This is a genomic window from Pseudomonas sp. PS01303 (assembly GCF_029959385.1).
Taxonomy (GTDB): Bacteria; Pseudomonadota; Gammaproteobacteria; order Pseudomonadales; family Pseudomonadaceae; genus Aquipseudomonas; species Aquipseudomonas rustica.
This window is the reverse complement of record NZ_JASCPK010000078.1, coordinates 15,997-27,412: the sequence shown is the minus strand read 5'-3', so window position 1 is coordinate 27,412 and position 11,416 is coordinate 15,997. Positions and strand designations below refer to the sequence as shown.

The window sequence follows — 11,416 nt, the reverse complement described above, 5'->3', positions numbered from 1 at the left end:
CCCGCCCTGACGCAGATCGCCTGTGGGAGCGAGCCTGCTCGCGAAAGCGGTCGATTATTCAACATTGATGTTGACTGACATGACGCCTTCGCGAGCAGGCTCGCTCCCACAGTTCGTTTTGCAGTGTTCTCCAAAGGGTTGTCTATGCTTGTCTGACACACACGGCAGACGAGGGATTTATGGACGATCCAGCCAGGAACTGAGCGTGACCGAGCGTTGGCTGGCGCCGAATCTGGGCTATGACATCTGATCCAGCCCTGACGCAACATCCCCTGTGGGAGCGAGCTTGCTCGCGAAAGCGGTCTATCAGCCAACACTTATGTTGAAGCCGATGGCCTCTTCGCGAGCAGGCTCGCTCCCACAGTTCGTTTTGCAGTGTTCTCCAAAGGGTTGGTTATGCTTTTCTGGCACACACGACAGACGAGGGATTTATGGACGATCCAGTCGGGAACTGAGCGTGACCGAGTGTTGGCTGGCGCCAAATCTGGGCTACGACATCTGATCACAGCGCCTTGAACAAACCCTCGGTAGAGCGTCTGCCTACCTAGGGTTCAAGCCCCCCCTCTTACACGCTGAACTGTTGCCGTTCAGTGTTGGTCAGCTCAAGCAGCAACCCGGTTTCCTGGGTTTTGAATTCCACCTCCAGCGCCCCGACTTCTGCCAGGTACGCCTCGGTTATCTCTGTATAACGATCTTCAAGCTCGCCCTGAATGTGCGCCTATTTATCCTTCAAAACGGCGAATCGCCCTGGGTATTTGCGCTTCAATTGGGCGATCCAGTAATCGCGCGTGACCAGATCCTCCACGAAGTCAGCCGACTGCTCGGCCGCAATCACTTCGGCGTAAGCGGTGTCCAGTGTGCCGGCGCTGACGTTGCCACTGTAGAGCATGTCTTTCGGCTGCCCCGGCAGATCCAGCCTGTCACCCAGACCAATCCGATACGCCAGCCGCACTTCCGCCGGATCCGGCCTGCCCCCTCGTGCCTGGCGTCGCAGCACATCGCGATCGGCAATTTTTTCAATTCGGCCGAGGCGAAACAGTTTTCTACCCAGTTTGAACAGCACACTGTCCTGTTGATTGAGAGGCGTGGATTTGACGGTATCGAACTCGAAAACCTTCACCTCAATATCGCTAAACAACAGGATGCGCCCGTCACCGCAGGTCTGCGCCGATTGCGCCATCGCAAAGACCGTGCGCCTCAAGCTTTCATCGCTGTCGGCGGCTTTCAACACGCGATGTACGCGGCGTGTGAGGTCAGTGCGCCGCAGTGCAAAGTCCTTGGTGCCTTCCATGCGGTCGAGCAGATTGAAGAATGCCGCACTGTCAGGCTGCTGCTCAAAATCGCGCCAGATTCGTGTCAGTTCCTGAGCGTCATTTGACGCTGGATCAATCCAGCGCTGACGCGCCTCGTCACCGGTGACATGGCCGACATCCACCTCTTCATCACTGAGCGGCGACGTATCACTGCCGAAAATGCTGTCAGCCTCCTCACTGTCCAGCACCTCGTCGAGCTCTTCGGCAGACCAGCCCATGATGGTTTCACCGGGGTTAATATCGTTGCGCAGCATGATCAGGCTTTGGCCGCTCAGACTGTCATTGCTCGATAAATCCACGCCGGCCCTCAATCGGCTGTAGCGCTCACTCATCAATGCATGGGGGACGGCTTCGAGCATGTTGTCTCGCAGATTCAGCGTTGTGAGCGAAGGCAGTTCGAGCACTCCTTCAGGCCACGCTACCAGACGATTGGTTTGCAGATTGAGTGCCCCAAGCTGGGCGAGTGGACTGACGTCCAGCGATTCCAGCCAGTTGTGCGACAGATCCAGCGACTGCAACTGAGTCAACGTCGCAAGTTGCGTTGTCAGTTGTGGCGTCGATCTCAACTGGTTTCCCGAGGCCGACAGGTGCTTGAGGTCGTTGATCGCAAAAACAGGTGCGGGCAGGTTCGCCAGAAGATTGCTGTTTAGCTCCAATGTATGGATGCCTTGGAATGCCCCGAGAAAACCGTCCAGGCCCTGCTCGCTAATAAAAACCTTGTTCAGTTTCAATGTACCGACATGAGAGAAATCCCCTGCCAGCGTCGGCAAATCGCCTAAGGGGTTCTCGGACAGATCAAGGGTCAAACCGGCGCTACCCCGCTCGGCCGCAGGTAATCCCCGCAGATTCTGCCGCCAGCACGCCAGTATCTGATCGGCGGCTTTGCGCCGTTCCACAGCGCTGACCCAGAGCGGCAGACTCATTTCCCGCAACTGAAACGGCGGCTGAGTGATCCATTGGTTCAGGGATTCGGTCAACGTCTGAAACTGCATGTCCCAATGATCCATCCGGGCGAACAACGCTCCAGCCCCGTGACTCAGTGACAGATCATCAACCGCCTGCAACGCCTCGGAGTCGCGCAGATCCGGGTCAAGCCTTTGCAGGCGTGCCTTGGCCGTCATTCTCGCCAACTGCTCTGCAGACTCCACTCTCAGCGGCAACAACAGCTCCGGAAACTGGCTGACCAAGGGCGGAAAATACGCGGGGCCGCCCAAGGTGAAACCCTCACGCAAGTCAGTTCTGGAAATGCCCATTGGCGCAAATTCATGACTCTTGGCCAGCAGATCGTGTCGGGCCTTGGTCGTCAGTCGACATCCTCCCAGATCGACCTGGAGCTGGTCATGCCCGCTGAACACGGCCTCGGGTACATTCACGACTGCGCTGTTGTTCAGCTCCAGCCGGGTCAGCGCAGGCAACTCCAATACGCCCTCGGGCCAAGCAGCAAGCGCGGTGTGGCCCAGACGCAAACGCTTCAGCCCTCGTAAAGTCGTAACGTTCAGCGACTCGACGCGGTTGTAGCGCAAATCGAGGGTTTCCAGACCTGACAATCCGTTCAAACGTGCCTGTAGCGAGGGTGTGATGGTCAGATAATTGTGCTGCAGCCCCAGGTCTTTCAGCTTTGGCAGTTGTTTGAGTGTCGACGGCAAATCGAACAGCTGATTGCGGCTCAGATCCAGCGTCCGAAGCTCGCTGAAGTGCGGCAGAAATTGATTCAAAGCATCAACCGGGGCCACGACTTCCGACAACTTGAGCGCCAATACGTGGGAAAAATCCGTGGTGGCCAACGCGGATAAATCAGGCAGGTCACCCAGTGCTGCCCCTGACAAGTCCAGTATCAACACGTTGTCAGGCGCAACAACCGGCAAGGGGAGCGAGGTGGATGATCCCGGTCGCGGCTCGGCATTTACAGAGGCGTCCCCAGCCAGGCCGAAGCGTTGGCGCAAGCCCTCACGCCAGGATTCGCGAATCAGTCGAGCAGCGTTCCGTCGGGCATTCAGATCGACAGTCCGGCCGTTGACGATGGCCAACCGTTCCTGCCAGTCGGTCAGTTGCCCGGACAGCATTTGCAGATCCTGGCGCAAAGCATTGATGTGATCGAGTACCGCCCGGCCCGACAGCCCTCGCGCCTTGATTTGTCTAAGCGCGGCGGCGGAAAGATCGCTGCCGCAATCCATCGCAATCTGCAGTGAGTCGCGACTGTAACGCTCGAGTATCTGTTCGCTGTCCAGCACGTGCGCAGGGTTGTCTCGTACGTATTCATAGGCTTTGACGAACTGTTCAGCGTCGAGCCTGGCCCAGTTGAGATCCAGCCCGCGCCACAGCTTTTCGTGACCTGCGTACAGCTCGGCAGGCAACGCCTTGATGTTGGCGTGTCGCAGGTTCACTTGTTCAAGCCCGGGCAACTCCAGAATGCCTTTGGGCCAACGCTCGAGAGTACCCGCCACATTCAATGCGCGCAGTCGGGGCAATTGGCTGACATCCAGCGCACTGGATATTCCGCGCAACGTCAGACTTTCCAACTGCGGCATGACATTCACCAGCGACTGCGCCGCCTCACTGAACTCGCTACCGAGATTCCCCCCCAGCAACAACTCACGAATACCGGGGAGCATTTTGAGCTTCTCGGCCAGCCGTGCCGACTGCAGGGGATCCCACACATACAGCTCAAGTGAACGGATGTTAGGAAACTGCCGCATCAACGATTCGCTGCTTTGACTGAGCAAACTGTCGACACTCAATTGCACACTGCTCACGTGAGGGAAATGTGCCGTCAGCTCTGGCAACACGCCGGCGTTCCCCCAATCCAGATGGATCCCGGCCGGGACATCGACCAGCCCCCGCAGCCGCCAGGCGTCCTTGACCATTTGCGCCGTTTGTTGACGGGCCAACGATGCGCCCCCCTCGGCGCTCCACTGCTCTAGTTGAATGGCAAGCGTCTCGTACTCCATGGCGCGCAGGTTGAGCAAATGCACAATTTGCGTCTCGGTACTTCCACCGAGCAGCAGATGATGGATCATCATCTGCGCCGACTCATCTGAAAAGTCGGGGTAGAGGTCGCGCACCCTTGAGGTCAACGATAGGTTGACCATTGCACTCGCCCCACGACCGCTCAACGGGTAGCCAATGCGACCATCAACCAGGCGTGTCGGCGACTTGAAGCGTCGACCGGGTGCGTTCGGAAATAATGTTTCGAACATTTGATTGCGATGCCTCTGCGCATATTGGCTCAGCAGGCTTTGCAACTCGGCGCTCTGCCCCACGTTCGGCAGCCCGAGCCTTATACGTGCATCGTCCGGCAAAGCGTGCATCAACGACTGATGAAAGTTGTCGCCCTGCTGCGGCACACTGTTTAACGCATTGCCCTGGCTGTCGAAGGCTTGAAATTGCCCGGTCTGGTGGTGTTGACCACCCTCGGTGACCAGGTATTTGACGTCTTCGGCCGAATCGTTGCCGATACTCGCAAGGATCTTGCCGGTGCAGTCGTGTTGACGTACCTCCAGACGCAATGATTGCGGCCAGCCTGATTGTTTCTCCAAAGCCCGCAGGGCCAGACGCTGACTGTCGAAAGACGCCAGGCCTGGCTGCTGCATGCCCGCCAGCGCCCGGTTCATTCGCCCGACTCTGGCGCGAGTGCGCGCCTTGAGCAAGAGACTCACCGGTAGCCGTCCGCTACGTTCGATCAGCCGGCGTTCCTGAACCGTCGCGGCGCTCAACACCTCTTGTGCGGCGTCATTCGACAGACTCGGAAAGGTGCCTTGCAGTTGTTTGATTTCAGGCGTCAGCGCCGTTTCGACGGGAACACCATTGCGAAACTGGCGCAAAGTATCGGACAAGACCGAGGGCATGGATTGGTGGTCGATGTGCATTTTGCGCAGCACGCTGTCGTCGACCCCACTGATTCGCGCGATGTTCTCCAACGCTGCCGTATCCAGCCCATCGGTTACGTGGCCCAGCCGTCTCAGCAGCGTCGTCCGATCCCATTGCAGCGGGCGCTCGAAATCGTGTCGCCAGGCGCCCTGGCCATTGGAACGCAGCGCTGGCTGATAAGCATTCGGGTCGCTCGGATGCTTGAGGCGCCAGCGGCCGAGGGTCGAGTCAAAAGTTTGTTCATACACCTCGTCCTCAAGGCGGATAAACGTTCTGCTACCCACTGCATATTGCCCAAATGAATTGGGTTCGAGCGTGGACGGCAACACAACCGAGCTTCTGTACTGCGCAATACCCGGCCGCCAGAGTTGCTCGTCACCGAACGGCAGTTTGACTTTGACCATCCCGTCGACAAACGGCGTCGAGAGGATTTTCGGCACTCTGCTTGCGGCCGCGCCGAGCACGGCCATAAACGCCAGATTGGCTGCGACAGCGCTGAGATAACTCCATGCCTGATCACTGTCGCCAATGCTCCAGGCCTGCGCTCCGTGGTAGACGTCCAGCGTTAATTGTACGGCCATCACGGCCATCATCACTTCGCCCAGCCCTGGAATAAAGAACGCTGCGACGTTCAGTATGTTCAAGCCCCATTCGGCATAGTGCGCCAACCGCGCATACCAGGCGTCATGGTCGACGGTGGCAGTCGGTACCGCCAATTGCGCGGAGGATTCTTTCAGGCGCGTCTGGTGGCGGGTGTACAACTCGTCGAACAAATTCTCGGCAAAAAAACTTTCCGCCAGGTCCAGCACCGGGTCGTCTCGATAAACCCGTTGATAGATCCCGTCGAAATGCCCGAACAACGTTTGTTCACGGTGTGGTGCATCTGGATCCCACTTCAGCGTTTGCAACGCTGACTGAACGCTGCCGAGAAACCTGCCAGCGTCGCCATGCGGGAAGAGACGTAGAAACGAACGCTGATAAGCGGCGTCTCGCAGGCGCAACGCGAGATCCCTCTCGAATGCCCTGAGCGAGGCGTACTCTTTGATTGGCGCCACCGGGTCGCCCGGTATGCAGACGATGACTCGAGAGTCGGTATAACCGAGAACGCTGAACAGGTTGGTGCCGGGATTGCTCAAGCTCAGGTCAATTTTTTTCTGTTTACGCCGATTCGCGCCAAGTACGAACATTTCGCTGGCAGGCAGGCCCAGAACATGCAACTGGCTAAACACAACGGGTTCGTCGTCCAGCGTCGTCGCCGGCTCTTCGTTGAGTACGCCGAGCACTGCCAGGTAGGCGGTCGGGCTCAGCAGCGACTTCAGGCGAGCAATGTGCGCATGGGCTCTCAGGCTTTCTTTCCACGCTTCGATGGTCTGTGCTTTGACCGTCGCAGCGGTGTCGGCCGCATCAAATATCGCCGCCAAATGCTGCTGATATTGCTTGCCGATATCCAGCTCGCGGCATAACAGTGCAAATTCGCCGGGTTTGATCGCCAGCTTCTTGATTCTGTAGCACTGGGAGTGGCCGAATTTGGGGTAATACCAGCCATAAGGTCCGTCATTTTCATCAACGATGGGCGCCCTCTCCCCCTGTTCCGCGATGATGTCTGTTTCAGCGAAGGGCTGCTCGTCGGCAAAATTTCGTAATGCCAATTGCAGCAGGTTTTGATCGGTGATGAGCCTGTCGCGGTAAAGCTCGGTGTAAAGCCAGGTATTGGCCGTATCGACCTTGATGCCAAACTTTTCAAGCAGCGCGTCTTCGAGCAAGGGTTGCGCAAATTCGACGACACCCTTGAGCCCTTTTAGGGTTTTCGCCAGATTTTGACTGGACGTGCGGCTGCGTTGCTGAGTGTCGCGCACGATTTGCCGTTGCACCTCGGTCAGCGCTTCAAACCACTCAGGCATCGCCCCTTCGGGCAAACCTCCGGGTGTTCTTGCCTGATCCAGCTGCTGGATATTTGCACGACTGAAGTGACGCAACCTTTGTTGCAGTTTGTGTTTAACGAATGGCGTGTGCAGGCCCTCTTGCCGGCCCGATAGGAGTGCTCGCATCTGAAATCCTGACGGCTTGTAAATGAGACGTCAGTTCATCACCGGCGGCGCTGGCGATGGCGGTACATATATATATGCCGTCACTTTTGTCAGCGAGCCACAGAGAATTAATTAGCTATGCTTGCTGTTCACACTGTGATGACGAGGGATTTATGGACGATCCAGTCGACAACAAACCGCCGACCTTCTGGCAGATGCTGCACAGCGTCATGGCGGCGGCGTTTGGCGTGCAAAGCGGCAAGAATCGGGCAAGGGATTTCACCCATGGCAAGCCCAGCCATTTCGTGGTGCTGGGGATTTTGTTCACGGCCGTATTCGCGCTGACGTTGTTTGCCATCGTCAAACTGGTGCTGCATTTCGCCGGAGTTTGACGGGGGTTCAGCGCATCAGGGTTTGCAGGTTGAACGGGTAACGATAGGAATCCGGTTGCCCCTTGGCGGACAGCTTGCGGAAATGCACGCCGTAGTCCGGTGAGTCGCCCATGGCCAGCATTTGCCGAGCCTGGGACTTGTCGATCAGTTGCAGCAAGGGGATTTGCCGATCGCTGCCGCCGTAGCGGTTCAGATCCACGCCCTTCTCGTAGTCGTGTAACTCGACCAGCGCCCAGCCGCCCAGCGTGAAATGGCCGCCGACCAACGCACTCAATTGACCGTCGACGAACGCCTGCAATGCCGCCGGTGAAGTGTTGACCGCACTGAACAACGCATCCTTGCCCGGGACTTTGCCGGTTTCGGCGTAGGCACGCATCGCCCCGAAGGCCATTTCATCGTTGGCCGACCACACCAGCGAAACCTTTGGATAGCGGCCGAATAGTTGTTTCGCCTGTTCGTAGGCGCGCTCTTGAGTCCAGCCGCTGTAAACCAGTTGGCGCAAACGCACGTGAGGATGCTCGGCCAACGCACGCTGCATGCCGTGCTCACGCAATTGCGCTGACGGGGTGATTTTCAGTCCGGAGAACGCCAGCATTTCAATCTGCTCACCCGCTGCCACCGGCGGATGCACACGGATCAGCTCCTTCATCATCAAGTAACCGCCCTCCTCGTCGTTCGGCACCAGACTGCCGATCTGATCGCCGCGCTCGCCGACTAACGCCTGTTGATCCGCCGTCAACGCGTTATTGACCATGAACAGCTTCACGCCACTGTTGTGAGCCAGGCGCAGAATTTGCGGCGCGATGTACTGTTCGTTGACGAAAATCAGGTAGTCGGGACGATTGGGCCCTTGCAGCGCGATGCGCGCCTGAGCGAGGGTCAGCTCTGGCTGACGTTGCGAATAGAGGATGTGCAGATCAATGCCGAGGTCGCGAGCGGCTGCCTGCATGAACTGCGAATAGCTGACCCAGAAGGCTTCCTGCGTCGAGCCCGGATTGAGGAACAGCACAGACTCCGCTCGCGCAGCGGTTGACAATAGCGCGCTGAACAGCAGCAAGCCGAGGTGCAAAAACTTCAACATGAGTCATCCGGGCCCAAGAAAAAATGGCCGCGCATTATAGCCCTCGAATCATCGGCTATTGGTGCCTGATCCCGTTTTTGTCCGACAATCGTCGCATGCGGGGCCCGGATGAGTCGTTTACTGATGGCTGACCCAGAATACCGCTGTCCCTACTACGAGAATGATCAGGAACAAAATGGCCCACGCATCGACGCTACTGTCGCTTTTTCTTGCCTTGGTCGGATTGCTCATTGCATCGCCTCTTGTCGGTTTTATCGGTGATTGCAGAAAGACTCGACCACAGTTAAGACGATGATTGTCCGCACTACAAATGTGGATTAGTTGACAGTGATTCTCGTTAGGCGTTTTGGTTCTTTACATATACTCAAACATCACTTTTGCGCATAACCCCAAACAGGTATATTGCCCCGGCTCCGTTAGGGAGAGCGCGGCCGTGCGCGCAGAATTGCAGAGGCACAATCGGACTCCAGCAAGCGAAAACGCAGTGCTACTCCGAATGGCCCAAGCCTGAGAACAGGACTTATATGTACGTATACGACGAGTACGATCAGCGGATCATCGAGGACCGCGTCAAGCAGTTCCGTGATCAGACCCGACGCTATCTGGCAGGTGAGCTGAGCGAAGAAGAATTCCGCCCCCTGCGCCTGCAAAATGGCCTCTACATCCAGCGTTTTGCGCCGATGTTGCGTGTGGCGGTGCCTTACGGCCAGCTGACGTCGCGTCAGATGCGCATGATGGCCAAGATTGCCCGCGACTACGACAAGGGCTACGCCCACATCAGTACGCGGCAGAACGTGCAGTTCAACTGGCCGGCGGTGGAAGACATCCCGGACATTCTGGCTGAACTGGCCACCGTGCAGATGCACGCAATCCAGACCAGCGGTAACTGCCTGCGCAACGTCACCACCGACCAGTTCGCCGGTGTCGCCGCCGACGAAGTGATCGATCCGCGCCCATGGTGCGAGATCGTCCGTCAGTGGACGACGTTCCACCCGGAATTCGCCTACCTGCCGCGCAAATTCAAAATCGCCGTCAACGGTTCGACCGCTGACCGCGCCGCCATTGAAGTCCACGACATCGGCCTTGAGCCGGTGCACAACGCCGCTGGCGAACTGGGCTTCCGTGTGCTGGTCGGCGGTGGCCTCGGTCGTACGCCAGTGGTTGGCGCGTTCATCAACGAGTTCTTGCCATGGCAGGACCTGTTGAGCTACCTCGACGCCATTCTGCGTGTGTACAACCGCTACGGCCGTCGCGACAACAAGTACAAGGCGCGGATCAAGATCCTCGTCAAGGCACTCACGCCTGAAGTGTTCGCGCAGAAAGTCGACGCGGAAATGGAACACCTGCGCGGTGGCCAGACCACGCTGACCGAAGCCGAGCTGCAGCGTGTGGCCAAGCACTTCGTCGATCCGGACTACAAGGCCCTGGAAAACCAGACCGCTCAGTTGGCCGACCTCGACAAAGAGCATCCGGGTTTCGCCCGCTGGCGTACCCGCAATACCCTGGCGCACAAGAAGCCGGGTTATGTCGCCGTGACCCTGTCGCTGAAGCCAACCGGCGTTGCCCCGGGCGACATCACCGACAAGCAGCTCGACGCCGTCGCCGATCTGGCCGACCGCTACAGCTTCGGTCAACTGCGCACCTCGCACGAACAGAACATCATTCTCGCCGACGTTGAGCAGAGCCAGTTGTTCACCTTGTGGGGCGAATTGCGCGAAGGCGGTTTCGCCACACCGAACATTGGTTTGCTGACCGACATCATCTGCTGCCCTGGCGGTGATTTCTGCTCCCTGGCCAACGCCAAGTCGATCCCGATCGCCGAATCGATCCAGCGTCGTTTCGACGACCTGGATTACCTTTTCGACATCGGTGAGCTGGATCTGAACATCTCCGGTTGCATGAACGCCTGTGGTCACCACCACGTCGGCCACATCGGCATCCTCGGCGTGGACAAGAAAGGCGAAGAGTTCTATCAGGTCTCCCTCGGCGGCAGCGCCAGCCGTGATGCGAGCCTGGGCAAGATCCTCGGCCCTTCCTTCGCTCAGGAAGTCATGCCTGACGTGATCTCGAAGCTGATCGACGTGTACGTTGAACAACGTACCGAAGACGAGCGCTTCATTGACACTTATCAGCGTATTGGCATCGACCTCTTCAAGGAACGCGTCTATGCAGCGAATCATTAAGAACAACGAAGTCGTCGACGAAACCTGGCACTTGCTGCCAAAAGATTTCAACATCGACGAGATCAGCAATTGCGACGACTTGATCGTGCCGTTGCAACTGTGGCGTGAACACAGCCGCATGCTCAAGGCCCGCGACGGTGGCCTGGGTGTCTGGCTGGACGCTGACGAAGAAGCCGAAGAAATCGGTGAAGACGTTGCCGAGTTTCAGGTGATTGCCCTGAACTTCCCGGCATTCACTGACGGCCGCAACTACTCCAACGCCCGTTTGCTGCGCGACCGTTATGGTTTCAAAGGCGAACTGCGCGCGATTGGCGATGTGCTGCGCGATCAACTGTTCTACATGCACCGCTGTGGTTTCGACGCCTTCGCTGTGCGCCCGGACAAAGACCCGTACGAAGCCCTTGAAGGCCTCAAGGACTTCTCGGTGACCTATCAGGCTGCCACTGACGAGCCGCTGCCGCTGTTCCGGCGCCGCTGATCCTTTAAGTCGTAACACCCAAATCTGAAACCGGAGCTGATCCGGTTTCAGATTTTTTTTGCGTTGAATAGGCTG

The 11,416-nt window shown here is 57.8% G+C and carries 5 protein-coding genes; 3 read left to right on the top strand and 2 right to left on the bottom strand.

From position 1 onward, the window contains the following. Positions 1-718: 718 nt before the first annotated feature. Entirely contained in the window at positions 719-7,228 is a 6,510-nt protein-coding gene (locus QMX93_RS19605) for an NEL-type E3 ubiquitin ligase domain-containing protein (protein ID WP_282357679.1), read from the bottom strand. 152 nt (positions 7,229-7,380) lie between these two features. On the opposite strand from QMX93_RS19605, the gene QMX93_RS19600 reads away from it, so the two are divergent. Next, positions 7,381-7,599: a DUF2970 domain-containing protein gene (locus QMX93_RS19600; RefSeq protein ID WP_008080467.1), complete on the top strand. Its 219-nt coding sequence runs from the start codon at positions 7,381-7,383 to the stop codon at positions 7,597-7,599. A gap of 7 nt (positions 7,600-7,606) precedes the next feature. Here the strand turns inward: QMX93_RS19600 and QMX93_RS19595 are convergent, their stop codons facing one another. Beyond that, positions 7,607-8,680: an ABC transporter substrate-binding protein gene (locus QMX93_RS19595; protein WP_282357678.1), complete on the bottom strand. Its 1,074-nt coding sequence runs from the start codon at positions 8,678-8,680 to the stop codon at positions 7,607-7,609. 524 nt (positions 8,681-9,204) lie between these two features. Between QMX93_RS19595 and QMX93_RS19590 the strand changes: the two genes are divergently transcribed. Further along, positions 9,205-10,863, top strand: coding sequence for a nitrite/sulfite reductase (locus tag QMX93_RS19590; RefSeq protein ID WP_053120848.1), 1,659 nt, complete (start codon positions 9,205-9,207; stop codon positions 10,861-10,863). Continuing rightward, complete coding sequence (locus QMX93_RS19585) at positions 10,847-11,341, top strand: DUF934 domain-containing protein (RefSeq protein WP_008080464.1); 495 nt, start codon at positions 10,847-10,849, stop codon at positions 11,339-11,341. Before QMX93_RS19590 ends, QMX93_RS19585 begins: the two co-directional genes overlap by 17 nt. The last annotated feature ends 75 nt before the right edge of the window (positions 11,342-11,416 follow it).